Annotated in this window: 21 protein-coding genes; 12 read left to right on the forward strand and 9 right to left on the reverse strand. The window is 63.4% G+C overall.

The features are described from left to right. Window positions 1-191: 191 nt before the first annotated feature. The gene (locus ACNQOP_RS12045) at window positions 192-383 is read right to left on the reverse strand and encodes a YegP family protein (RefSeq protein WP_044569301.1); all 192 of its coding nucleotides are present in this window, start codon (window positions 381-383) and stop codon (window positions 192-194) included. A gap of 159 nt (window positions 384-542) precedes the next feature. Here ACNQOP_RS12045 and nboR point away from each other — a divergent pair, with 159 nt between their 5' ends. Together nboR and ACNQOP_RS12055 are read left to right on the forward strand one after the other, a co-directional pair. Continuing rightward, the gene (gene nboR / locus ACNQOP_RS12050; protein ID WP_284987745.1) at window positions 543-1178 is read left to right on the forward strand and encodes a nicotine blue oxidoreductase; all 636 of its coding nucleotides are present in this window, start codon (window positions 543-545) and stop codon (window positions 1176-1178) included. Window positions 1179-1197: 19 nt separating this feature from the next. After that, window positions 1198-1656, forward strand: coding sequence for a GNAT family N-acetyltransferase (locus ACNQOP_RS12055; protein ID WP_416404570.1), 459 nt, complete (start codon window positions 1198-1200; stop codon window positions 1654-1656). 18 nt (window positions 1657-1674) lie between these two features. On the opposite strand, the gene ACNQOP_RS12060 is transcribed toward ACNQOP_RS12055, so the two are convergent. From ACNQOP_RS12060 to ACNQOP_RS12080, 5 genes are all read right to left on the reverse strand, one after another. Further along, window positions 1675-4503, reverse strand: a complete 2829-nt coding sequence (locus ACNQOP_RS12060; protein WP_416404571.1) for a molybdopterin-dependent oxidoreductase — start codon at window positions 4501-4503, stop codon at window positions 1675-1677. Beyond that, window positions 4493-5428, reverse strand: a complete 936-nt coding sequence (locus ACNQOP_RS12065; RefSeq protein ID WP_416404572.1) for an FAD binding domain-containing protein — start codon at window positions 5426-5428, stop codon at window positions 4493-4495. The genes ACNQOP_RS12060 and ACNQOP_RS12065 overlap by 11 nt, the downstream gene beginning before the upstream one ends. Further along, window positions 5419-6654, reverse strand: coding sequence for an XdhC family protein (locus ACNQOP_RS12070; protein WP_416404573.1), 1236 nt, complete (start codon window positions 6652-6654; stop codon window positions 5419-5421). The genes ACNQOP_RS12065 and ACNQOP_RS12070 overlap by 10 nt, the downstream gene beginning before the upstream one ends. Window positions 6655-6984: 330 nt before the next feature. Then, entirely contained in the window at window positions 6985-8574 is a 1590-nt protein-coding gene (locus ACNQOP_RS12075) for an NCS2 family permease (protein ID WP_257369706.1), read from the reverse strand. 6 nt (window positions 8575-8580) lie between these two features. Then, window positions 8581-9075 (reverse strand): nucleoside deaminase, encoded by a 495-nt coding sequence (locus ACNQOP_RS12080; RefSeq protein ID WP_142937997.1) that lies wholly within the window; start codon window positions 9073-9075, stop codon window positions 8581-8583. 408 nt (window positions 9076-9483) lie between these two features. Here ACNQOP_RS12080 and ACNQOP_RS12085 point away from each other — a divergent pair, with 408 nt between their 5' ends. Then, a complete protein-coding gene (locus tag ACNQOP_RS12085) occupies window positions 9484-10824 on the forward strand; it encodes an 8-oxoguanine deaminase (protein WP_416404574.1) in 1341 nt (446 codons plus the stop codon). A 108-nt stretch (window positions 10825-10932) separates the two neighbouring features. Here ACNQOP_RS12085 and ACNQOP_RS12090 read toward each other — a convergent pair whose 3' ends face one another. Beyond that, window positions 10933-12498: a hypothetical protein gene (locus tag ACNQOP_RS12090; RefSeq protein WP_416404575.1), complete on the reverse strand. Its 1566-nt coding sequence runs from the start codon at window positions 12496-12498 to the stop codon at window positions 10933-10935. Window positions 12499-12949: 451 nt separating this feature from the next. Between ACNQOP_RS12090 and ACNQOP_RS12095 the strand changes: the two genes are divergently transcribed. Next, window positions 12950-13876 (forward strand): hypothetical protein, encoded by a 927-nt coding sequence (locus tag ACNQOP_RS12095; protein ID WP_416404824.1) that lies wholly within the window; start codon window positions 12950-12952, stop codon window positions 13874-13876. Between the two features lie 162 nt (window positions 13877-14038). Here the strand turns inward: ACNQOP_RS12095 and ACNQOP_RS12100 are convergent, their stop codons facing one another. Continuing rightward, on the reverse strand, window positions 14039-14215 hold the full coding sequence (locus ACNQOP_RS12100) for a hypothetical protein (RefSeq protein WP_014922716.1): 177 nt from the start codon (window positions 14213-14215) through the stop codon (window positions 14039-14041). A gap of 370 nt (window positions 14216-14585) precedes the next feature. On the opposite strand from ACNQOP_RS12100, the gene pucL reads away from it, so the two are divergent. Together pucL and ACNQOP_RS12110 are read left to right on the forward strand one after the other, a co-directional pair. After that, on the forward strand, window positions 14586-15500 hold the full coding sequence (gene pucL, locus ACNQOP_RS12105) for a factor-independent urate hydroxylase (RefSeq protein WP_416404576.1): 915 nt from the start codon (window positions 14586-14588) through the stop codon (window positions 15498-15500). A gap of 165 nt (window positions 15501-15665) precedes the next feature. Further along, complete coding sequence (locus ACNQOP_RS12110; RefSeq protein ID WP_416404577.1) at window positions 15666-17183, forward strand: nucleobase:cation symporter-2 family protein; 1518 nt, start codon at window positions 15666-15668, stop codon at window positions 17181-17183. A 187-nt stretch (window positions 17184-17370) separates the two neighbouring features. Here the strand turns inward: ACNQOP_RS12110 and ACNQOP_RS12115 are convergent, their stop codons facing one another. Then, complete coding sequence (locus ACNQOP_RS12115) at window positions 17371-18126, reverse strand: IclR family transcriptional regulator (protein ID WP_062071662.1); 756 nt, start codon at window positions 18124-18126, stop codon at window positions 17371-17373. A gap of 220 nt (window positions 18127-18346) precedes the next feature. Between ACNQOP_RS12115 and ACNQOP_RS12120 the strand changes: the two genes are divergently transcribed. The 6 genes from ACNQOP_RS12120 to ACNQOP_RS12145 all read left to right on the forward strand — a co-directional run bounded on the left by ACNQOP_RS12120 (window position 18347) and on the right by ACNQOP_RS12145 (window position 25020). Further along, window positions 18347-19747 (forward strand): NAD-dependent malic enzyme, encoded by a 1401-nt coding sequence (locus ACNQOP_RS12120; protein WP_416404578.1) that lies wholly within the window; start codon window positions 18347-18349, stop codon window positions 19745-19747. 34 nt (window positions 19748-19781) lie between these two features. Then, window positions 19782-21395, forward strand: coding sequence for a malate synthase A (aceB, locus tag ACNQOP_RS12125; RefSeq protein ID WP_284987735.1), 1614 nt, complete (start codon window positions 19782-19784; stop codon window positions 21393-21395). A gap of 1 nt (window position 21396) precedes the next feature. Then, on the forward strand, window positions 21397-22659 hold the full coding sequence (locus ACNQOP_RS12130) for a DUF6986 family protein (protein ID WP_416404579.1): 1263 nt from the start codon (window positions 21397-21399) through the stop codon (window positions 22657-22659). A 14-nt stretch (window positions 22660-22673) separates the two neighbouring features. Beyond that, window positions 22674-23486 (forward strand): bifunctional allantoicase/(S)-ureidoglycine aminohydrolase, encoded by an 813-nt coding sequence (locus tag ACNQOP_RS12135; protein ID WP_235517474.1) that lies wholly within the window; start codon window positions 22674-22676, stop codon window positions 23484-23486. Between the two features lie 250 nt (window positions 23487-23736). Continuing rightward, on the forward strand, window positions 23737-24324 hold the full coding sequence (locus ACNQOP_RS12140) for a DinB family protein (RefSeq protein WP_416404580.1): 588 nt from the start codon (window positions 23737-23739) through the stop codon (window positions 24322-24324). Between the two features lie 195 nt (window positions 24325-24519). Further along, window positions 24520-25020, forward strand: coding sequence for a sensor histidine kinase (locus ACNQOP_RS12145; protein ID WP_416404581.1), 501 nt, complete (start codon window positions 24520-24522; stop codon window positions 25018-25020). Window positions 25021-25031: the final 11 nt, after the last annotated feature.

Consider the following 25031-nt stretch of genomic DNA (forward strand, 5'->3'; position numbering starts at 1 on the left):
TCGCCGCCAAGGGCGAAGTTGCGGAGGACGCACTGGAGAAGGCCATCGAGAAGTATCGGCTCCTGGATGTCAACGCCGGCACCACCGGCGGAGCAGGCGGCGACGCCTAAAGCTCCAACAAACAACAATCGGCGGCAGTGTTCGTGATGAACACTGCCGCCGATTGTTGTTTCCGACCAGGACGGGCAACGTCAGGTGCCCAGGTTCCGCCTGTCGACGACAAAGCCCGTTGCCGCATTTTCGCGGACTGCGTTGATACCGGCCACAACGGCCTTCAAATTCGGAAACTGTGGCGACACTGCCACAACCGTGCCGTCTTCGGCAGTGAGCCGAAATCGGAATGAGTTGGTACCTGCTTTGAGAATCTCGAAACTGCCCGCCATTTTCCCCTGTTCCTTACGCGTCGCTGCGTACACGAGCTGACTTCATAACTCCCCACCGACCCTAACGGCCATTTCCGACCACCAAAAGCCCTACTGATGGGTAATTTACAACCGATATCGGTAGATCTCTTTGAAAGCAACCGTGGAGCTACAGACCGCATGGAACCCCGCGCGTATGGTGAGGATATGACTCCATCCGGCACGCCCACTACGGGCGTCCTGCTCGCTGCGGGCGCCGGCACCCGCTTGGGGCGCGGCCCCAAAGCGCTGCTGCCCTTCCGCGGACGCACGCTGGTGGAAGTACTCGCCGACACCCTTTTCGACGGCGGCTGCAGCGAGGTGGTGGTGGTTCTCGGAGCCGAAGCCGAAAACGTGCGGAACAGTACAGACCTGGGCGCGCACACCGTCGTAGAAAACCAGAATTGGGCCAAGGGGATGGCCGGATCCTTCCGCGCGGGCATCGAAGCGGCAGCCCCTGGGAACAACATCATGGTGGCTCTGGTGGATCAGCCCGGGCTTACCCTGACGGCGGTGAGCAGGTTGCTGGGCAGCCATCGTCCAGGGCGGGTCACCGCCGCCGCCTACCCTGACGAGTCAGGAAGGCTGAAGCGCGGGCACCCGGTGATATTCGACGTCGGGCTTCGCGGACAGGCCGCCGACGCCGCCAATGGCGACACCGGCGCGCGGTCCTTCCTCAAGGCGCACCCGGGCCTGGTGGACCTGGTGGACTGCAGTGATTTGTGCTCGGGTGAGGACTTGGACACCAAGGATCAGCTGCATCTTCTGGACGGATAGCGGCAGGTACATTGGGTGCATGATCCGCATCGAAACAGACGATCCCGCACGCCCGGATGTCCATCAGCTCCTCAGTGAACACCTGGCTGACATGTTCGCCACCTCCCCCGCGGAGAGCGTCCATGCGCTGGATCATTCCGCGTTGTCCCACGAGTCCATCACGTTCTGGACTGCCAGGGAGGATGGACAACTGCTGGGATCCGGTGCCCTGAAAGACCACGACGGTGGACTGGCCGAGATCAAGTCCATGCGCACCACGGCCAGCGCCCGCGGCCGGGGCGTGGCGACATTGATGCTGGAACACATCGTCGCCGACGCCCGAAGCCGCGGGTACCAGCGGCTGTGCCTGGAAACGGGCACCGAGGACTATTTCGCCCCGGCACGGCGTCTGTATGAAAGGCACGGCTTTACGGAGTGCAGGCCCTTTGCGGACTACACCCTGGACCCGAACAGCGTCTTCATGGAGCTCCCCCTCTAACCCGATTGGGCAGGCGGGCTACACGGAGGCAGGGCTCCGGTCGCGGAGCGCCAGGTAGATCTTGTCCCGGGCGATGGGGAGCTCACCGAAACGGATCCCGGTAGCGTTGCGGATGGCGTTCGCCAGCGCCGGGGCCACAGGATTGAACGGGCTCTCACTCATGGACTTGGCCCCGAGGGGACCCGTGCTGTCGTTGGTTGTGGCGAAGTAGACCTCACTCCTCGGCACATCCGCGAACGAGGGAATGTGATACTGCCGCAGGATATCCGTGGTGACCCGACCGGCGTCGTCCACTTTCACTTCCTCGTACAGCACCGCACCGAGGGCCTGCGCGATCCCGCCCTCGATCTGCCCACGGCACTGCCGCGGGTTGACCACCACTCCGGCGTCGGCGGCCTGCACGCTCTGCAGGATCCGCAGCTCACCGGTCCCCGTGTTTACGGCAACCCGGAAGCCGTGGACGTTGAATGCCACCGAACGCGGCGTCCCTCCCCAGTTTCCGTCGGTGGCGAGCCGGACGCCTTGCAGCCGGGCGGCGTCGACGATGTCCGTCAGCTGCACGGTACGCTCGCCGCACTGGACAGCGCCATCCACCAACCGGCAGTCCGCCAGCGCCACCCCTGTGAGCGAGGCCGCGACTGTCTGGATGCGGGTGGCCAGTTCCAGCGCCGCACCGAGCGTCGCCTTGCCGGCAACCACCGTTCCCGCGGACCCGAACGCACCGGTGTCGTGCTCCACAAGGTCGGTATCGGACTGGCGCACGGTCACCTTGGACGCTGAGGTCGCCAACGCCGTGGCCGCCAGCTGCGCGTGCACAGTGGTAGTGCCGTTCCCGAATTCGGCAGTACCGACGTCGACGGCGAACCGTCCGTCCGCTTCCAGGCTCACCCGGGTGTGGGCGAAGTGGCCGCGGGGCGGGACGGTGTCGATCATGGACAGGGCTGACCCCTCACCGGTGACCCACTCCGGGCCCAGGTCATCAAGGCCTGCGGCCCGGTAGCGTTCCTTCCCGCGGTCCAGGGCGTCGCGCACCAAGGCGATGCACTGGTCCAGGCCGTAGCTTCCGTAGTGGACGTCTTCTTCGGGCTCCGGGGTTGTGGACAGCATGTGGTCACCGGGCCGGACCATGTTCTTCAGCCGGAACTCAAGCGGATCCATGCCGATCCCAATGGCCAATTCGTCGATGGCCGATTCGATGGCAAAGATCATCTGGCTCAGCCCGTAGCCGCGGAAGGCCCCGGCGGGAACTGTGTTGGTGTAGACGGCGTGGGCGTCCACTTTCTTGTTCACGCACTTGTACACGGCCAACGACTCTCCGCAGCCGTGGAACATCACGCCGGGAGCGTGGTTTCCGTAGGCACCAGTGTTGGTCAGGACGTTCAGCTGCAGGGCCGTCAGGTATCCGTCCTTGTTGGCACCGGCTTTGAGGTGGATGGTGAAGGGGTGGCGGGTGGTGGTTGCCGTGAACTGCTCGGTCCGGGTGAACTCCAACTGCACGGGACGCTTCAGTGCAAGGGTTGCCAAAGCCACCAAATCTTCGGTGAGGACTTCCTGCTTTCCACCGAAACCGCCGCCGACCCGGCCGGCCACAACACGGATGGTTTCCGGCGCCAGGTTGAACAACCGGCTCAATGTCCGCTTCACCAGGAACGGGACCTGGGTGGAGGAACGGACAACCAAACGGCCCTCCTGATCGAGCCAGGAGATGGACGAATGGGTTTCCATGGCTACGTGCTGCACCCGCTGGGTCTGGTACGTGTGCTCGTGGATGTAGTCCGCGGCGGCGAAGCCGTCTTCCACGCTGCCCAGTTCCGCGTGGACCTCGGCCACAACATTCTGGAGCGGCCGCGAAATACGGGACTCGACACCGTCTTTCTCGCCGTGAATCGCCGGGGCACCGGGAAGGATGGCTTCCTGGGGCGTGAAAACCGGGTCCAGGATTTCGTACTCCACGGCCAAAGCCCGGGCTCCAGCTTCGGCTGCACCCACGGTTTCGGCAACGACAGCTGCAACGCGTTGCCCGATGAACCGTACAACGTTGTCCAGGACGCGGGTGTCATCGGGGTCGTCGGTGAAATTCTCGTGTTGTGCCGTGGAGAAGAGCTGCTGCGGTGCGTCCTCGTGCGTGAACACTGCAACCACGCCCGGCACGGCCAACGCTGGAGCCTTGTCAATGGAAACGATCCGGGCGTGCGGATGTGGCGAGCGCGCCACTTTGAGGTGCAGCAAGCCGGGGAGTTGCTCCGCCGGAACGTCCAGGGCGTACCTGGCGGTTCCCGTGATCACGGCGTCGCTGGCCAGGGCGGGGACGTTGTCGCCAAGTTGGCCGGGGGTCGCCTCCACAACAGCAGGCGACTTTGCGCCTGAAACGTCAGCTCCGGCGTCGTGATCTTCGTGCTGGTGTTGGCCGCCGTGGCCTCCGCCGTGGCCACAGACGGCGTCCGCAATGGAGCGGTAGCCGGTGCATCGGCACAGGTTTCCCTTGAGGTTGCGGGGCAGGTTGGCGCGTTGCTCGTCGTCGAAGGTCGCGACGGTCATCATCATGCCTGCGGTACAGAAGCCGCACTGGAAACCCTGCCCCGCGTTGAACTGCTCCTGCACAGGGTGGAGCTGTCCTTCCTTGGCGAGGCCCTCGATTGTGGTGACCGTCTTGCCTTCGGCGCGGACGGCCGGGTAGATGCAGCTGTGCACGGGAGTTCCGTCGACGTGGACGGTGCAAGCTCCGCAGTCGCCGCCGTCGCAGCCCTTCTTGACGCCGAAGTTGCCCTCCTCCCTCAGGAAGGTGCGCAGGCATTGGCCCGGACGGGGTGTGGCCTGCGAGGCAGTGCCGTTGATCTCAATTGCCATGGGAGGCCTCCTTCTGGGTGCCTGTGGTTTCGGGTTGCGTGGACGGCTGGGGCGACGTGGCATGCGGGGGCCAGAAATCGCCGGAGACAGTCATCGACTCGTCCATCAACTCCGCCCGTATTTCCTCGGCCAGCTTGAGCGTCATGTCGCGGCGCCATGCCGGGAGCCCGTGGATATCGTCGTGGTACAGCGGCCAGGGAATGGAATGTTCGACGGCGTCGGCCAGCGTCCGCGCGTCCGGAACCTTCCCGGCCGGGAACCTGAGTTGCACCGGGCGCTTGGTCGAAGCAGTCACCGTGATGACCAAGCCGAAGACGGGATCGATCCTGCCAATCAGCAGCACCCCTGAGCGGCCAAGGTTGCTCAGCGACAAGCGCCTGAATGCTACGCGCGCCGAGAGTGCCTCGGCGGGGAGATGAATGCTGCGGAGCAACTCCCCCGGGGCCAGGACGGTCTGCATATCGCCGATCACAAAGTCGGCAACCGGGACCGTGCGGCTGGAACCATCCGGGCTGAGGATGGTGGCGAGGCCGTCGAGTCCGGCGCACAGCGACGTCATGGGTCCTGCGGGCAAGCCCGTGCAGATGTTGCCACCCACCGTGGACATGTTCCAGATTTTGAAGGACGCCACGAACGAGTCGCAGCTAGGCCGGATCAGAGCCAGTCCGGGCCATTCGCGGTGGGCTGCTTCTTCGCTGGCAGGCAAGGCGTAGAGCTCAGCCACAGTGCAGGTGGCAGCCAGTTCGATGCCGTCATCGGTCACGGTCACGGCGGGCCAGTTGGCTTCGCCGAGGTCGAGGAGCCGTTTGAGGACAGTGCTTCCGTAGGAGAAAAGGACTGTACCGCCGGCGAGCCAGGCATCGCCGTCGCGCCACAGGGCCGGGTCCGTCGTGGGCACCACGGCCTCGATGGTGTTCATGTCCATGGGTCCTCCTGGGTGAGGTGTTGAGGTGCTGGGTGAATCGGGCCGGTGCCGTCTTTGAGGGACGGAAAACCGGGCGTGCCGTGCGTTTCCCGGGTACCGGGTCCGCGCTCGGCGATGATCTCGGCCGTAATGGAAACCGCCACCTCTGCTGGTGTCACGGCACCAAGGTTCAGGCCGATGGGTGAGTGCAGCCGCGCCAAGGACTCTGAGGGAGTGCCTGACTCGAGGAGGGCATCGACCCGTTGGCGGTGGCTCCGGCGCGAACCCATCGCGCCAACGTAGGCCAGGTTGAGGCGGAGGGCCGTCTCCAGCAAGGGGATGTCGAACTTGGGATCGTGGGTCAGGACGCAGACCACGGTCCGGGAGTCGATCCGTCCTGCTGCGGCCTCTGCTTCGAGGTAGCGGTGCGGCCAGTCCGTCACCACCTGGTCGGCTCCGGCGAATCGACTTTGTTGAGTGAAAGCAGGCCGGGCATCGCACAGCGTGACGTCGTAGCCGAGCAGTTGTCCAGCGGGAAGCAACGCGGCACCAAAGTCGTTGGCGCCAAAGACCAGCATCCTCGCTGCCGGCAACCTGCTTTCGACCAGCAAGGTGATGGGTTGAGGTTCTTCCTTTTCCCGGGGCGGCGCAGCCAACCTCTCGGTTGTTACCCACCCATCGATGCAGCCCTCGGGCGGGGCCAGCCGGACAAGGCCTGCGCGGCCCCCTTGGAGGAGGGGCTCCACTTGGGCGGCTGCCGCGAAAAGGGTAGCCGGGTGGTCCCCCACCAGTCTGGCCAGTTCTTCGGATTCCATGGCACGGAACCGTGCGGGATCATCCACCACCATGACTCCACCACCAGCATCAAGGCGGCGGATGAGTGCGCCAGGGCGTCGGGTTTCGGCCAGCATTGAGAGTTCTGGCGAGCCTTCCTGCAGCGGCTGGATGTGGACTTCCAGTTCCCCTCCACAGGTGAGTCCCACCGCGAACGCGTCCTCGGGACTGAAGCCGAAGGACTCAAGGCGGGGGCCGCCGTCGCGCATGGCTTCCAAAGCCGCCTCCACAACGGCGCCCTCCACGCAGCCGCCGGACAAGCTGCCCAAAATTTCGCCGTGTTCGGAGACCATCATGGACGTCCCCAGGGGCCGCGGCACAGAGCCGCCGGTCCCTACGATCGTGGCCACAGCGCATCGTTGGCCGGAGACCGCCGTCCGCCAGCCGCCCAGTGAAGGCATCAGATCCAGCATGGCAACACATCCTTATTCCAGGTGTCCCGGCCAGGTGGCCCGGCCGGAGCAGTGCGCGATCTTGCCCCATAATCTCATTCGCAGAGGCTGTTGAGGGGCAGTCGCGGCTGTTCAGTAAAAGTTCAGTCAGTAAGGGTTCATAGGAACGGGGGCAAGGGCTTCATCTCCCTGCCCCCGTTCCCTGACGGAGCACCGGCACCCTGCCGCCGCCCGCCGTCGTGCCTGTTTTCAGGGACGACGACGGCGGGCGCCTATTCGTGCGGAGGGAATCGGGGGACCGTCGATCGGAGTGCCGGATGATGACCCGCCGGCGCGGGCTGGGGTTCCTGGCTAAACGCCCATCAGGGCGTTGATGGGACCCCGTGCGAAGTAGATGATGAAGCCGGCCGTGACCACCCACATGAGCGGATGCACCTTCTTGGCTTTACCAGAGGCGGCGTTGACCACGGCGAAGGAGATGAACCCGACCCCAATGCCGTTGGCGATGGAGTAGGTCAGCGGCATGGTCACGATGGTCAGGAACGCAGGCAAGGCGACCGAGAACTTGGTGAACTTGATCTCGCGGATCTGCGCCATCATCATCGCGCCCACAACAACCAGTGCGGCCGCAGCAACTTCCAGCGGAACCACCGAAGTGAGCGGCGTGAAGAACATGGACCCCAGGAACAGGAGGCCGGTGACCACCGACGCCAAGCCCGTGCGGGCACCTTCGCCAATACCGGCAGCGGAGTCGATGTACACAGTGTTCGATGATCCGGAGGTTGCCCCACCCACCACGGCACCCATGCCTTCAACGATGAATGCCGACTTCAGCCTGGGGAACGTACCGTCCTTGTGCGCCACCCCAGCGCTCTTCGCCAGCCCGGTCATGGTGCCCATGGCGTCGAAGAAGTTGGTGAACACCAGGGTGAAGACCAACATGGTGGCGGCAAGTCCACCGATCCGGGCGAACGAGCCGAAGAGATCGAAGTGGCCCACCAGGCTAAGATCCGGCACGGACACCAACTGGCTGGACAAGATAGGCACGTTCAGGTGCCAGCCGCCGGGATTGGTGGCGCTGCCAGGGCCGATCTTGAATACGGCCTCGACAACTGCGGCGAGGACGGTGGTGGCGACGATGCCGATCAGCAGGCCACCCTGGATCTTGCGGGCCACAAGGATGCCCATGGCCAGCAAACCGACGATGAAGACAAGCGTAGGTAGGGAGGTGATGGAGCCGTCGTTACCCAGCTGGACCGGTGGGCCGCCCGCTGTGGGACGGACGAACCCTGAGTCCACGAAGCCGATGAAGGCAATGAACAGGCCGATGCCAACGGTGATGGCTGCCTTCAGTTCCTTGGGCACTGCCTTGAAGATCGCTGTCCGGGCCCCGGTAGCACCGAAGAGGACAATGAGGATGCCGTTGATGACCACCAGGCCCATGGCTTCTGGCCATGTGACTTCCTGGATGACCGCAACGGCCAGGAACGAATTGATGCCCAAACCTGCGGCCAGGCCGAAGGGAAGGTTGGCGACCAGACCGAAAATGATGGTCATGACGCCGGCAGTGAGGCCAGTGACCGCACCGACCTGCGCGGCCGACAACCAACCGCCCGCCACATCAGTCGGCGCGTTCTCTGCCGAGAAGCCACCCAGGATGAGCGGATTCAGGATGACGATGTAGGCCATGGTGAAGAACGTGACCAGGCCGCCGCGGAATTCGCGGGCCAGTGTGGAGCCACGCTGGGAGATCTGGAAGAACTTGTCCAGGAAGGAGTTCGACGCCGGGGGCTTCTTGTTGCCACCTGCCAGGCCGGCTGCCGTGTGCTTTGCTTCTGCCGCTGTGGGCTCTGCGCTGTTCTCACCGTTGGGGAAGAGCGCAGCCTGCTTTTCAGCTGCTGTGTGCATTTCTGCGGTACCCAGGATTTCCATGTCAGCCACCGGGCCCTAGTAATCAATCCTGGAATCAAGCGTGTTCCATGTGGTGAACGGCTGGAGGGCCTCCGGAGCCTGGGGATCGCCCAGTTCCAGCTTGGCTACCGGCATCAGCGCGTCCCGGTTGTCGTTCTCGAAGTACTCGTAGAAGACGGCGTCGTCGAAGCCCACGGATGCGGCGTCGTGACGGTCTGCGGCGAAGAACACGCGGTCCACGCGTGCCCAGAGCGCGGAAGCCAGGCACATGGGGCATGGCTCGCAGCTGGTGTAGAGGGTTGCTCCGCTCAGATCGAACGTTCCCAGTTCACGGCAGGCGTTACGGATTGCCGTGACTTCTGCGTGCGCTGTGGGATCGTTCGTGGCGGTCACGCGGTTGACGCCTTCGAAGGCTCGTCCGTCCGCGGTGACAATGACGGCGCCGAAAGGGCCACCACTGTTCAGGACATTGGCTGTTGCCAGCTCAATGGAGGTGGCCAGGAATTGCTCGGCCGTGACGGTTGTACTCATGTTGCGACTTCCTTAGTGCTGTGGAAGCCAGGTGACCTGTTTGAGCGCGCTGCAAAAAGGAGCTCCAGTTAGCTTGGTTACCAGGCTTCAGCATGTGCGATGAAGGTTAAGTTGCGCCTGGTAGATAGCTTCCCGAAGTCCGGGTGCCCGCCTTTGGCAGTTAGAGCGTAGCACCAGGGTTGTGAGCCGCGCCATAGTTTTTTGAAAATTTAATTTCGTCATGCGAAATTACTTGAGCCGTGCTTTTAGCGCCGGAATGTGACCGCAGGCGGGAAGCGGGCGTTGACGGCCGCCGTCGTGCATTCTACGCTTTGGGGACCCGACGCCCCCGGCGCCCGGGAAACCTGGATCAGCAGACAGGGCCTAACTGAGCTGGAACGCGAACACGCCGACCAGACAAGGACCTCCATGCTTTGGATCAAAAACCCGCTGGGTATCTTCACCGCCAACGACCTCGACGCCGGCAACGGCCTGGTGGTCTCCGACGACGGAACCATCGTTGAACTCGTGCCCTCCGGCGCTGAGCCTTCCATGCCGTGTTCCGTGTTCGACGCGTCCTCCCACGTGGTGCTACCGGGCCTCATCAACACGCACCACCACTTCTACCAAACCCTCACCCGCGCCTGGGGCCCCGTGGCCAACGCACCCCTGTTCCCGTGGCTGCAGAACCTCTACCCCGTGTGGGCGCGGCTCACTCCGCGCAGCCTTGAGCTTGCCGTGCAAGTTGCCCTGGCCGAGCTGCTGCTGTCCGGCTGCACCACCGCAGCCGACCACCACTACCTCTTCCCCGACGGCATGGAAGACGCCATCGACATCGAGGTGTCTGCAGTACGGTCCATGGGAATGCGGGCAACCTTGACGCGCGGGTCCATGACCCTGGGAGAGGACGACGGCGGGCTGCCGCCCAGGACCACGGTGCAGTCACCTGAGGCGATCCTCGCGGACAGCGAACGCCTGATTCGCAGGTATCACGAGACCGGCGATGGGGCCGTTGTCCAGATTGCCCTGGCCCCATGCTCGCCGTTCTCCGTAACGAAGGAAATCATGGCCGAGTCCGCGGCCATGGCCGAGCGCTTCGATGTCCGGCTGCACACGCATCTTGCCGAAACCATCGACGAGGAGGACTTCTGCCAGTCCATGTTCGGGCTGCGGACCGTGGATTACCTGGAGTCCGTGGGGTGGCTCGGATCCCGGACCTGGCTGGGACACGGCATCCACTTCAATGACGAGGAGATCGCGCGTCTGGGAGCTGCCGGAACAGCGGTGGCCCACTGCCCGACGTCGAACATGCGCCTGGCCTCCGGGACGGCACGCGTGCTGGAACTGGAAGCCGCGGGCGTTCCCGTGGGGCTGGGCGTGGACGGATCTGCTTCCAACGACGCGTCCAACATGATCCTCGAAGCCCGGCAAGCCCTGTATTTGCAGCGCTTGCGGTATGGCGCGTCGGTCCCCGTGTCACGCGCACTTGGATGGGCCACGCGCGGGTCCGCGGCAGTTCTTGGGCGGTCCGACATCGGCCAGCTGGCTCCCGGGATGCAGGCGGACCTGGCACTGTTCAAGCTCGACTCGTTGAGGTTTTCCGGCAGCCACGACCCCGTAGCTGCGTTGCTGCTCTGCGGGGCAGACCGGGCCGACCGGGTGATGGTGGGCGGATCCTGGCGCGTCATTGACGGGGGAATCCCGGACCTGGACGTGGCCGGGCTGATCGCGGAACACTCTGCGGCTGCGCGGAAGCTGGTGGCCGGGTAGCTCGTTGGTTATGGTTTTGCGCGAGTTCGCCGGAACGCTGCCACTTCGCAGGGAGCGTTCCGGCGATTTCGCACTCTTCCCGCGAACCCGCGGGTGGTGCGGCCCTCCCTAGATGGTGACCTTGTAAACGTGGTGCGTGTATTCGTTGGCAAAGGAGTCCGTGAACTTACCGTTTTGCACGGAAATGCTCCGGTTCTCGCCCACAACCTCCACCTGTGTACCGGTGACACCGTCAGGCAGGGTGAAGGTCTTGGAACCAGTACTGCCTTTCAAGCCAATGCCAGCAAAGAGGTAGGCGCTGCCATCCTTGGCCTTCAGCATGGTGTCCGTTCCTGCGGCGCCTGCGTTCCACACATAGCTCTGGGTGTTGAGGACAGGTGCCAGCGCCTGGATGCCGGCCAGCGCTACCTTGATCTTTGCCTTGCGATCAGCGGGCGCCTGGACCAGTGAATACGTGCCGAATCCAGCTTGGCCATTGTTGTTGTGCTGGAAAATGCTGATCCCCCGGGCCTCGTGGATGATGCCGGACCACATGGCACCCTCCATCTGTTCCGGGGTGATGGTCCGGTCATTCACATCATTGAGGAACGGTTTTGCGGACTCCACGAAGATCCAATTCGGGTGGACGCCTGGCGAGGATTGGAAGCTTCGCATCTGATCCACCTGCCAGCCGTAAGCCGCGGAGGTTGCCGTGATGGCGCCCTGCGGCCACGACGGAGTCCGGTTCAGTTCATCCTGAAGGTCCGCCCGGGCGTACATGTAGTTGTCCACGGACGCAGCGTCCACCGCGGACATGAAATCGTCCATCAGCCCCGGAGCCCAGTAGGTTCCCAGGATGCCCTTGGAATAGTTGGCGAACGCGAACCTGCCATCGTTGAACCCATGGATCTGGGCCACCTTGTCCTCCATCTGTTGGAGATTCTGGGCATAGGTTGCGCCATCGCAACCCAAGCCGAGCATGTCGCACTCATCGTAGGTATCCCAACCCACCACTCCGGGGTTGCTGCCCACCTCAGCGCGCGACCACTCTGTCCCGGCGATCACCAGCATTCCTGTGTCCGTAATTGACGCCAGGGAAGACCCATCGTGCTCGGCGTTTTGGTACACGTTGACGCCGATGTCCTTCAACTGGGCGGCGTGCTCGGGCTTGCCGTAGTAGACGCTGATGGGGAAAAGATTCGGGTTGTTGAGTTTCGCCGCACCCGGGAACTTTGACCAGTACGCAGGGCCGCCGTCCCACGGGACACGGGCGAGATTGGCAAGGCTGCCTGTGGGTGTTGGTGTGGGGGTGGGCGTTGCAGTTGGCGTGGGCGTAGGCGTGACCGTCGGGGTCGGCGTGGCGGTGGGGGTTGGGGTCGGGGTCGTCGTCTCTGTCGGAGTCGGGGTGGGGGTCGGGGTCGTCGTCTCTGTCGGAGTCGGGGTGGGGGTCGGGGTCGTCGTCTCTGTCGGAGTCGGGGTGGGGGTCGTCGTCGGTTCAGCCGTCGGCGTGGCCGTCGACGTCGTTGTCGGTTCGGGAGTTCCGGTGGGCGTTTCGCTAGGGTCCGTGGGAGTGGCGGTCGGTTCGGCTGTTGACGTTGCGCTGGGGCTCTCGGTAGGTGGCGGCGTGCCTGGATCCGTGCATCCGGCAAGGGCCACCACAATCACCGCCCCGAGCGTGACGAGGGTGCGTTTCATGACAAATGTTTTCCTTTGGGGAAGCAGCCTGATTGCTGCTGTGCGGCGCTGAACCCCCAGATCCAGCTCTTTCTGAGACCTACCGCGGCAGGCGTTATCAGCCAGGCGTCCATGTCCCGGCACAGCTCGACGACGAGCGGCAGCTATTGCTCAACGTGCTGCAGTGCGACGCTCGCGGACCTCGTCCGACGCCATCGAGCCAGCAAGTGCGGCCCAAATGGGGGCCACGACGACCTGTAGGTACCCAAGGGCGGCCGTCACCCCAGCATACGTGACCCACGCCACACCCCATCGGAATATGACGAGCCCATTTTTTGGCCAATTCGTCGCCGCGCTGCGTACTGAGCCGTTCGCACGGCACAGTACGCAGCTACGCATCGAAATGGGTTTATCCACATAGGCCAGCCCACACCTTCTCCCTGCGGGGGCGCCATTCGAGGCTTATGACGTGATGAAAAACGCCCCAGGAGAGCTGCCAGCAGGAATACACCTGTGGCGAACCAGCGAACTCCACGAACTCGGCTTCAACGACAGAAACATCGCCGCTATGTTGCGCACGGGAGGCTTGGTCCGGCTTCGTCGGGGCTGTTACATCCGAGGCAGCACATGGGCAGCCCAAAAACCTTGGTCGCGCAGCCTGCAACTCATAGCCGCACACGCCCACGGAACACTGACGACGTCGGTTGGTGGCTTGGTTTACAGCCACACCTCTGCAGCGCGCCTGCATGGGCTATTTCTGTGGGACGTCGATGACCGCGTGCACGTGACCACCGGGACTACCCCCTCTCGGACATCCCATGGAGGTGACGTCGTCCCCCATACTCGGACATTGAACCCCAACGAGGTGGTTACCGTGCAGGGAATGCCCTGCACCTCGCTCGAACGAACGGTAGCGGACTGCTGCCTTATGTTGACCTACAAGCAAGCCCTCATCGTGGTAGACCACGCGCTCAGGATAGGTGCCCACACCACCGCCCTGGAGCAGATGTGCGGCAGCCTCGTCGGGCGCAATGGCGTCAGCAGGCTCCGCAGAGCATTGGAGAATGCGGACGCAAGGTCGGAATCGCCCGGAGAAACCCTCACCCGTGAGTTGCTCCAACGACTTGGCATCGAGCTCCCCGAGCTCCAGGTAGAGGTGATGTCAGCGGAGGGTCGCCATCGGCTCGACTTTGCCTGGCGCAGGAAGAAACTGGCGCTGGAGTTCGACGGGAAGGTCAAGTACTTCGACTACGCCCCCACGGGCGAAGTCCTCTACCGGGAACGCCAGCGCGAGAAGTCACTCACCGAACTCGGCTGGAGGTTCATTCGGATCAAGTGGCAGGACCTATTCCGTGAGCAGGAGTTCAAAGTGCGGGTACTACGCGCCCTCCGTGATTAGGGCCAATTCGCTGACTCGCTGCGCATTCGATGTTGCGCACGGCATCCTGCGCAGCGAGGCGTCTAAATGGAGGCGAGCACCGAAAAGCGGGCGACACCTCCCCAGGTATCGCCCGCCTCGTTGGCTCTGTTGCGCAGAGTCCGCGCCCGTGATGCAGGAAAATCAGGGGCGCTGCCGGCCGAACACCGGAAGCGCGCGCAGCCAACGGGAGAACCCGCCGGCTTTGCGGTCGCAGTCGGCCGGAATATAGAAGTCCGGATCTGTTGCACCGAAGGGCAGGTACAGCTCCTGACCCGGTGCCGGGAATTCCACGACGTTGTTCGTATCCTTCGAGTCCATCTGTTCCTCCTCTTTCTCATGCACTCAGTTTCCGTACTTCGGAAAACTTTTATTGTTATGTGGAAAGTGTAGGCAGGCGGCAAAGCAAGCGTCAAGACCCCCGAAAAGCCAAACCGAGTTGCCCCGGTCACATTCGGGTAGTTCATAACGATCCTTGGGAACCCGTATACACAGGCCAAAACCATGCGCTACTCTCGAATCAGTTCGTGGCGTAGGTCACGTAACCTGAGAGCAGCAGGCAGGGTCGTAATGAGCTGGCATCAATGGATGTCGGCTCTTTTTTGTTGGGTCGGCTCCACCAGAAACGCGGTGGAAACACGCGCTTAATTTCATTGATGGAACCTAGGTTCCACCTCACAGAAGTTGGGATATGACCATGAGCAACAACATCGTCCTCGGCGAAAACCAGTACGGCAAAGCAGAAGTCCGCGTCGTCAAGGTCACTCGGGATACGGACCGCCACCACATCGAAGACCTGAACGTCACCTCGCAGCTGCGCGGCGACTTCCAGGCAGCCCACCTCGAAGGCGACAACGGCCACGTCGTTGCCACCGACACCCAGAAGAACACGGTCTACGCTTTCGCTCGTGAAGGCATCGGCTCCCCCGAAGCCTTCCTCCTGCGCCTTGCCGATCACTTCACCGGTGGGTTCGACTGGGTAACCGGCGGACGCTGGGAAGCCGAGGCCTACAGCTGGGATCGTATCCAGGCACACGGCGAGGGACACGACCACAGCTTCGTCCGCAACGGACAAGAGGTGCGTACCGCCGTCGTCGTCCGTGATGGCGCAACCACCCACCTCATCAGCGGCCTCAAGGACCTGACCGTCCTGAAGACCACCCAGTCAGGTTTTGTCGGCTACCCGCGGGATAAGTACACCACCCTGCCGGAGACCACGGACCGCATCCTCGCAACGGATGTCTCCGCCCGCTGGCGCTACAACACCAACCTGGACGTCGCTGGCACGGACTTCAACAAGAGCTACGAAGACATCCGGGCGCTCCTGCTGGAAGGCTTCACCGAGAACTACTCCCACGCCCTGCAGCAGACGCTGTTCGACATGGGCAAGAAGGTCCTCGAAGCACACAGCGAAGTGGACGAAATCAAGTTCTCCATGCCCAACAAGCACCACTTCCTGGTTGACCTGAGTCCGTTCGGCCTGGACAACCCCAACGAGGTCTTCTTCGCGGCTGATCGCCCGTACGGCCTCATCGAAGCAACCGTCCAGCGCGAAGACATCGACGCTGCACCCGTTGCATGGAGCGGCATCGCCGGCTTCTGCTAACCACCCGGCGAAGGCCAACCCCTGGGTTTGTGTACAGGTGCTGTCCCTAAGAGCCCCTTTAAAGGCATCACCTGTACACAAACCCGACCCCTAAAACCCCAAGATTTGTTAGCCAGACACAGTTAGCCAGACGAAGACGTCTGCCATGAACCCAGAAAGTCTGCCATGAACATCAAGAAGAAATCCCGCCCCGCGAATACCACCTCGTCCCGGACGGACCGCGCGAACAAGCCCGAACGGCCCGAGGACAAGCGCCTCTCCATCGGAAGCACGTTTGCCTACGGCTTCCAGCACGTCCTCACCATGTACGGCGGAATCATTGCCCCGCCGCTGATCATCGGTGCAGCGGCCGGCATGAACTCACAGGACATCGGCCTTTTGATCGCCGCCTGTTTGTTCGTAGGCGGGCTCGCCACCATCCTTCAGACGGTGGGCATCCCGTGGTTCGGCTCGCAGCTGCCGCTGGTCCAGGGCGTGTCCTTCGCCGGCGTTTCCACCATGGTGGCGATCGTCCAGGGTGGCGGCGGGATCCAGGCGGTGTTCGGCTCGGTGATCGTGGCCTCGCTGATCGGTTTGGCCATCACTCCCCTGTTCTCGAAAATCATCAAATTCTTCCCACCTGTGGTTACGGGCACAGTAATCACCACCATTGGGCTCACCCTGATGCCGGTGGCCGCGAACTGGGCCATGGGCGGTAACGCCAAGGCTGACAACTACGGCAGCATGGCCAACATCGGATTGGCCGCAGCAACCATGGGCGTCGTGCTTCTCCTGAGCAAGGTTGGCAACGCCGCGATCTCCCGGCTCTCGATCCTGCTGGCCATGGTGATCGGCACCATCATTGCGCTCATTGCCGGCATGGCCGACTTCTCCAAGGTGGGCCAGGGCGACGTCGTCGCGTTCCCCACACCCTTCGCTTTCGGTGCCCCCACCTTCGAAGTAGCCGCCATCATCTCCATGCTGATCGTTATCCTGGTGACCCTCACCGAGACCTCCGCAGACATCATCGCGGTGGGCGAGATCGTGGACACCAAGGTTGATTCCCGCCGCATCGGTGACGGACTCCGCGCCGACATGCTCTCCAGCGCCATCTCCCCCCTGTTCAACTCCTTCACGCAGAGCGCTTTCGCCCAGAACGTTGGCCTCGTTGCCATCACGGGCATCAAGAGCCGCTTCGTGGTCAGCGCCGGCGGCCTCATCCTTGTGATCCTGGGCCTCCTGCCGATCCTCGGCCGCGTGGTCGCAGCGGTTCCGACGCCCGTCCTGGGCGGTGCCGGCGTCGTACTTTTCGGTACGGTTGCCGCCAGCGGTATCCGCACCCTGGCCAAGGTCGAATACAAGAACAACATGAACCTGATCATCGTGGCTGCTTCGATCGGCTTCGGCATGATCCCGATCGCCGCCCCGAAGTTCTACGACCAGTTCCCGTCCTGGTTCTCCACGATCTTCCACTCCGGCATCAGCTCGGCCGCGGTCATGGCGATCCTGCTGAACATCCTGTTCAACCACTTCAAGGCCGGCAACTCGGACAACCAGTCGGTATTCGTTGCAGGAACGGACCGGATTGTCAGCGAAGAGGACATCAAGTGCCTCAGCGAAGGCGACCGCTTTGAGAACGGCAAGTTGATCGACGCCGACGGCAACGAGGTCCCGCTCAAGACTTCCAGCGCGTCAGAGCACTGACCACTCTTCCGCGGATGAAAGGCGGCAGTGTTTCCTTGGGGGACACTGCCGCCTTTCGCGGTGCCACGGAAGCGCACGACGGCGGCACTCGCCCAGAGCGCGCCGCCCACCTTCCAGGGGCCGTCCAGATAACAAAAGATGGCAATGTTCGCGGGGAACATTGCCATCTAGTGCCATCTGGCAGGGATTAGTTTTGGTTGAGCTCCGCGGAGATCGCCTTGGCCGCCTCGCGCAGCATGGGCACAGCACGGTCGGCGAAGCTCTGGTCCACGCGGGTAATCGGCCCGGAAACGGAGATCGCAGTGGGCGTGGGCGCGTTGGGGACGGCCATGGCGAAGCAGCGCACGCCGAGCTCCTGCTCTTCCTCGTCAATGGAGTAGCCGCGCTCACGGATCAATGCCAGGTCAGCGAGCAGAGAGTCGATGTCCCCGATGCTCTTGGCCGTGGGGGTGGGCATGCCGGTGCGGGCCACGATGCCGCGGACAACCTCGTCATCCAGCTGGGCCAGGATGGCCTTGCCGACGCCGGTATCGTGCGTGTGGGCGCGACGGCCAACCTCGGTGAACATGCGCATGGAGTGCATGGACGGAACCTGGGCCACGTAGATGACCATGTCCGAGTCCAGGACCGCCATGTTGGAGGTCTCTCCGAGTCGTTCTACGAGGGTCTTGAGCTGAGGGCGGGCTACGGCACCGAGTTGCTTGCTGGCACCTTCGCCGAGCCGGATGAGCCGAGGGCCCAGGGCGTAGCGGCGATTAGGCAGCTGGCGGATGTAGCCGAGGGAGACCAGGGTCCTCAGCAGGCGATGGATGGTAGGCAGGGGCAAATCCGTGGACGAGGAGAGCTCGCTCAAGGTGACGTCGCCACCGGCGTCCGTGATCAGTTCCAACAGTTCAAAGACGCGCTCAACGGACTGCACGCCTCCGGAGGCTTTTTCAGCCATTCCCTTGTCTCCAATGACTCAGATTCCGACAACTCTTATCCGCATCGTGAAAAGAATTGCTTAGAACACCCAACATACAGCACGCATGCAAGCGGCGCGATGACACCGAACATGACCAAGCAAGGGGTTGTGTTTCCACTTTGTAGATAATAATATCCATAATACGAAAATATTTTGTAGGAACGGCGGCCCGGGAACGGGCCTAACAGGAGGAATTTCAATGGCGAATCCGAGCCCCGGAAACTCGATCACCCTGCGCGTCGCCGCACCGTCGAGCTTCACCGCTACCAGCGAACTGGCAGCAGCCGTCGGCGCAGCCGGTGCAGCAATCACCGCCCTGGACGTCACGGAATCCCACCACGAGAAGATCGTTGTCGACGTCACCTGCAACACCACCGACGACGACCACGCAGCCCGCGTCAAGGACGCCCTGAACGCACTCGACGGCGTCACCGTCCAGCACGTTTCGGACCGCACTTTCCTCATGCACCTCGGCGGCAAGCTCGAGGTCGTCCCCAAAGTAGCCCTGCGCAACCGCGACGATCTTTCGCGCGCCTACACTCCCGGCGTCGCCCGCGTTTGCATGGCCATCGCAGAAGACCCGGCTGCTGCCCGCAACCTCACGGTCAAGCGCAACACCATTGCTGTCCTCACTGACGGTTCCGCCGTCCTGGGCCTGGGCAACATTGGCCCCGCGGCCGCACTTCCGGTCATGGAAGGCAAGGCGGCGCTGTTCAAGCAGTTCGCCAACGTTGACGCCTGGCCGGTTTGCCTGGACACCCAGGACACCGAAGAGATCATCATGATCGCCAAGGCCATGGCCCCCGTTTACGGCGGCATCAACCTTGAAGACATCGCCGCACCGCGCTGCTTCGAAATCGAGAACCGCCTCCGCGAAGAGCTGGACATCCCGGTCTTCCACGACGACCAGCACGGCACCGCGATCGTTACGCTCGCAGCCCTGGTCAACGCCCTGCGCGTCGTGGACAAGAAGCTGTCCGAGGTCAAGATCGTGGTTTCGGGCGTCGGTGCTGCCGGCTCCGCCATCATCCAGCTCCTCAAGGCCCAGGGTGGGCAGCACATCATCGCCGCGGGCCGCTCGGGCGCCATCCACTCGGGCGAGGAATACAGCGACGAGCACCGCAGCTGGATCGCCGCGAACACCAACGAAGAAGGCTTCTCCGGCACCCTGCACGATGCCCTCAAGGGTGCTGACGTGTTCATCGGCGTCAGCGCACCGCACGTGATCGGCGAGGACCAGGTCGCCTCGATGGCCGAAAATGCGATTGTGTTCGCCATGGCCAACCCGACGCCGGAAATCGATCCCGTGATCGCTTCCAAGCACGCCGCCGTCGTAGCTACCGGCCGCAGTGACTTCCCCAACCAGATCAACAACGTGCTGGCTTTCCCCGGATTCTTCCGCGGGCTACTGGACGCAGGGGCATCGGACATTACGCCTGACATGCTGGTGGCCGCCGCCGAGGCGATCGCCAACCGGGTGGCTGACGATGAGCTGAACGCGAGTTACATTATCCCCAGCGTCTTCGATCCCCACGTTGCTGCCGATGTTGCTGCTGCGGTGGCAGCCGCCGCGCACGCAAACGCCGCCAGCGCGCTGTAGCACCAGCGCACCCTAGAAGAAGGAATCCGCTCACATGGCTATTACAGTCACTGATCCCCGGCCGATCGATCGCGCCGAGGAGATCCTCACCCCGGAGGCACTGGCCTTCATCGAAGAACTGCACACCCGCTTTGCCGGCACCCGCAACGAGCTTCTCCAGGCACGGAAGGTCAAGCGCCAGAAGGTTGCGGACACGTCCCGCCTCGACTTCCTTCCGGAAACCCAGGAAATCCGCGACGGCGACTGGAAAGTCGCCGAGGCTCCTGCGGCTTTGCAGGACCGCCGCGTTGAGATGACCGGTCCGGCAACCCCGGCCAAGATGGCCATCAACGCCCTGAACTCCGGCGCCAAGGTATGGCTTGCCGACCTCGAAGACGCTTCGACGCCCACGTGGCCTAACGTCGTCGACGCCATCCTGAACCTCCGCGACGCCGCCCGGGGCACCTTGAGCTTCACCTCCCCCGAGGGCAAGGAATACCGGCTCCGCACGGACGCTCCCCTGGCCGTCGTTGTTGCCCGCCCCCGCGGCTGGCACATGGAGGAAAGCCACGTACTGCTCGACGGCGAACCCGCCGTCGGTGCGCTGGTGGACTTCGGCCTCCACTTCTTCCACATCGCCAAGCAGTTGCTGGAGAACGGTCACGGCCCGTACTACTACCTGCCCAAGATGGAGAGCCACCTTGAGGCGCGCCTCTGGAACGACGTCTTCGTCTTCGCACAGGACTACCTCGGCGTCCCGCAGGGCAGCGTCCGCGCCACCGTGCTGATCGAAACCATCCCGGCAGCGTTCGAGATGGACGAGATCCTCTACGAACTGCGTGATCACGCTTCCGGCCTCAATGCCGGGCGTTGGGATTACCTCTTCAGCATCATCAAGTACTTCCGTGATGCCGGCGAAGAGTTCGTCCTCCCGGACCGCGCCACCGTTGCCATGACGGCACCCTTCATGCGTGCCTACACCGAGCTCCTGGTCAAGACCTGCCACAAGCGCGGCGCCTTCGCCATGGGTGGCATGGCCGCCGTCATCCCCAACCGCAAGCAGCCGGACGTCACCGCCGCAGCCTTCGACAAAGTCCGCGCCGACAAGACCCGCGAAGCAAACGATGGCTTTGACGGTTCCTGGGTTGCCCACCCGGACCTGGTGCCCACCTGTCGCGAAGTCTTCGATTCCGTGCTTGGCGACCCTGCCAACGGCGGTAAGAAGAATCAGCTGGATAAGCAGCGCCCCGAGGTGAACGTCACTGCTGAGCAGCTGATCGACGTCGCGTCCGCCGGCGGTACCGTCACCGAAGCCGGGCTGCGCCTGAACCTGTATGTCGCCGTCGCCTACACCGGCGTGTGGATCTCCGGCAGTGGTGCCGTGGCCATCCACAATCTGATGGAAGACGCCGCGACTGCGGAGATCTCCCGCTCGCAGGTGTGGCAGCAGCTCCGCAACAAGTCGATCCTCGCGGACACCGGCAACACAGTGACCCGCGAACTGGTCACCCGCATCCTGGGCGAAGAGACCGAGCGCCTGCGCATCGAATTCGGCGACGAGAACTTCACCAAGTACTACGAGCCCGCGTCCAAGCTGATCGAGGACATCTGTCTCTCCGATGAGTACACGGACTTCCTGACCACGCCGGCGTATGAGCTGGTGGGCTGAGATGGGTTCACTGAGTTCATCTGACCTGGCCCACATCGAGGAACAGCTGACCGCGACGGACCAGTTGCTGGACCGCAACTACCCCGGCGACGACGGCTCCCGCCAGCCCATCCACACCGTCTACATCCCGGCGGACCGCTTCACGCCCACCTTCCTGGCGGACTGGGGCGCCCAGGCACTCGCGACGGCGGAAGCCCACGGCGGTCTCGAAAAACTCGGACAGCTGTTGGGCCAGGAGCCCGACTTGGCTGCAGCCGTCGCAGCGCGTGTGGCCGCGAAGCTCGCCTCCGAGCCGATCGAGGACCTTCGCCTGGACTTCGAAGACGGCTACGGTGACCGCGGCGATGAGGCAGAAGATGCCGACGCCGTTGCTGCCGCCAACGCCGTTGCAGCTGCTGTCGCAGCCGGAACAGCACCGCCGTTCATCGGTATCCGCTTCAAGTGCTTCGAAGCCCCCACCCGGGCCCGCGGCCTGCGAACCCTTGACTTGTTCGTGTCCACGCTCGCAGCAGCCGGGGAGCTCCCCGTCGGCCTGATCCTCACCCTGCCCAAGGTCACCACTGTGGCCCAGGTCCAGGCCATGGATTACGCAGTGTCCCGCCTGGAGGAAGTCCTTGGGCTCCCCGCTGGCCGGCTCCGCTTTGAGGTGCAGGTGGAAACCCCGCAGCTCATCATCGGCGCGGATGGAACCTCGCCTGTGGCCCAGCTCCCCCACGTGGTGCCCGGCCGCATTAGCGCCCTGCACTACGGGACTTACGACTACAGCGCGTCGCTGGGTATCTCTGCGGAATACCAGTCCATGGAACACCCCGTGGCAGACTTCGCCAAGCAGGTCATGCAACTGGCCGTCGCCGGCACAGGCATCCGCCTGTCCGACGGTTCCACCAACATCATCCCCGTCGGTGACGCAGTGGAAGACGCCTGGAAACTGCATGGCCGCCTGGTCCGACGTTCCCTGGAAAACGGCTACTACCAGGGCTGGGATCTCCACGCCGCCCAGCTCCCCAGCCGCTTCTCGGCGTCGTACGCTTTCTACCGCGAAGGCCTGCCCGCCGCGGCATTGCGCCTGCGCAACTATGTGGAGCGGACCGAAGGCGGCGTCATGGATGAGCCCGCCACGGCCCGCGCTTTGGCCGGCTTCGTCCTCCGCGGCGTCCAGTGCGGCGCAGTGGGGACCGACGAGGTCAAGGCGCTTGCCGGCGTCGAACTTTCACAGCTGACCGCGCTGGCGCACCCGCGGCTCGCACAACCGACTTCCCACTGATAGGAGCATTTCGCATGGGCAAGTACTACTACCCCGAGGGCGGGCTGCCCCCGCAGACCCACCTGACCACCGAGCGGGCCATCGTCACCGAGGCCTACACGGTGATCCCCAAGGGTGTCATGACGGACATCGTCACCAGCAACCTGCCGGGCTTCTCCAATACCCGCTCCTGGATCATCGCGCGGCCGATTTCCGGCTTCGCCACCACGTTCTCCCAGCTGATTGTGGAGATCGGCCCGGGCGGCGGCGCTCCCAAGGCCGAGTTCGAGTCCGGCGTTGAGGGCGTTATCTTCGTGACCAAGGGCCAGGTCAACCTGACCCTCGACGGCGAGCTGCACCACCTCGAAGAGGGCGGCTACGCCTACCTCGCAGCCGGTGCGGAGTGGGGCCTGGAAAACGTGTCCGACGACATCGTTTCCTTCCACTGGATCCGCAAGGCGTACGAGCGGCTCGAAGGGTTCGAAGCGAAGTCCTTCGTGACCAATGAGAAGGACGTGGAGCCCACCTCCATGCCGGACACCAACGACGTCTGGAAGACCACCCGCTTCACGGACTCCAGCGACCTGGCCCACGACATGCAGGTCAACATCGTCACCTTCCAGCCCGGCGGCGTGATCCCCTTCCCGGAAACCCACGTCATGGAGCACGGCCTGTACGTGCTGGAGGGCAAGGCCATGTACCTGCTCAACAACGACTGGGTTGAGGTGGAGGCCGGCGACTTCATGTGGCTGCGCGCGTTCTGCCCGCAAGCTTGCTACGCCGGCGGCCCGGGCGAGTTCCGGTACCTGTTGTACAAGGACATGAACCGCCAGGTGAAGCTCACCTAGGTTTGATGCTTGCGCCGAGATCGCCGGAAAGCTGCCAGTTCGCTGGAGTTTTCCGGCGATTTCGTCGTTTTCCGGCGGACTCGGTGCTGACGCCCCGTGTTGTTGTCCCCCATGCGCCCGAGTCTAACCTGCGTGCGAATTCGTAAGGCCAAGCGAGTTCGCTGGAACGCGGCGAAATCGCCGAAGCATTCCCAGCGTTTGGCACGTTTCCCGCGAACCCGTGTCGGTCCCCTTCTGTAGAGTGCACAACATGGATGACAAAGCGACGCTGCTCACATACCTCAGGAATCGGCGGGAGGATCTCCTCAGCAAAGTCGAGGACCTCAGCGAGTACGACGCCCGCAGGCCCACGACGCCCACCGGCACTAATCTTTTAGGGCTCGTCAAGCACGTCGCCAGCGTCCAGTTGGACTACTTCGGTGTGACGTTCGGGCGGCCCAGTGGCCGGGAACTTCCGTGGTTTGCCGATGGTGCCGAGCCTGATGGGGACATGTGGGTTCCGGCCAACGAAAGCCGCGAAGAGATCATGGAACTCCACCGTTTCTCTGCCGAGCACAGCGACGCCACCATCGAGGCACTGCCATTGGACGCGGCGGGCGTGGTGCCCTGGTGGAACGAGGCAAAGAAGAACGTAACGCTTCACCAGATCCTGGTGCACATGTGCGTCGAGACGGCCCGCCATGCCGGGCATGCGGATATTCTCCGTGAACTCATTGACGGTTCGGCCGGCCAGCGGCCAGGGGATCCGAACGTGCCCGGAAAGTCCACGGAGGAATGGGCGGCGTACCGGGCCCGCATCGAGCAAGCAGCAGTGGAGGCTGGCCACAGCAACCGCTGACACCCTGGCAGCGCCCGACGACGGTACTCACGTGCCGCCGTCGGGCGCTGTTATTCGGGAAGTCCACCGGCGCAAGTCCGCCCCGCAAACTTGATACGAACTTGAGCTAATCGAAAAGGTTCCTTGATACATCAGCGCCACGCTGGAAGCAGTCGAAGCACCAATACACGGAGTCTTCGGCATCGAATTTCCGGTATGAATCACGACGATGTGGGGGACCCAATGGACCAGTCAGCAGCTCTCAGTGAGGTGATGGCCATCAAGGGCATCATCCAGGATCAACACCCCGTGGATTTCTACGCGCTGGGCGTTGCGGGATGCATCGACCGGCTGGCCGCTCCGCTTCGCAGGGCCGGTGTAACAGTGCATTGGCACACCCCGCACCACGGAATCGAGATCTCCTCTTCCGCGGCGGCCCTTTTGTATCACGTGGCCCAGGAAGCTTTCAGCAACACCCTGAACTACGCGGGAGCCAGCGAGCTCACCATCCGCCTGAACGCGGTTTACCACGGCATCCAACTCACCATCACCGATGATGGCAGCGGCTTCGAAATCCATGCCGCGCCCAGTGGACGGCGGCACGGTTTCGGGCTCCTCATGATGTCGATCGCAGTGCACGACGCCGGCGGGACAGTGGACATCGACTCCGAGGTTGGACGGGGCACCAGCGTAAGGGTCACCCTTCCCCTGGATTGAGTCCTATTTGG

The organism is Arthrobacter sp. LFS091 (assembly GCF_047977885.1).
Lineage (GTDB): Bacteria > Actinomycetota > Actinomycetes > Actinomycetales > Micrococcaceae > Arthrobacter.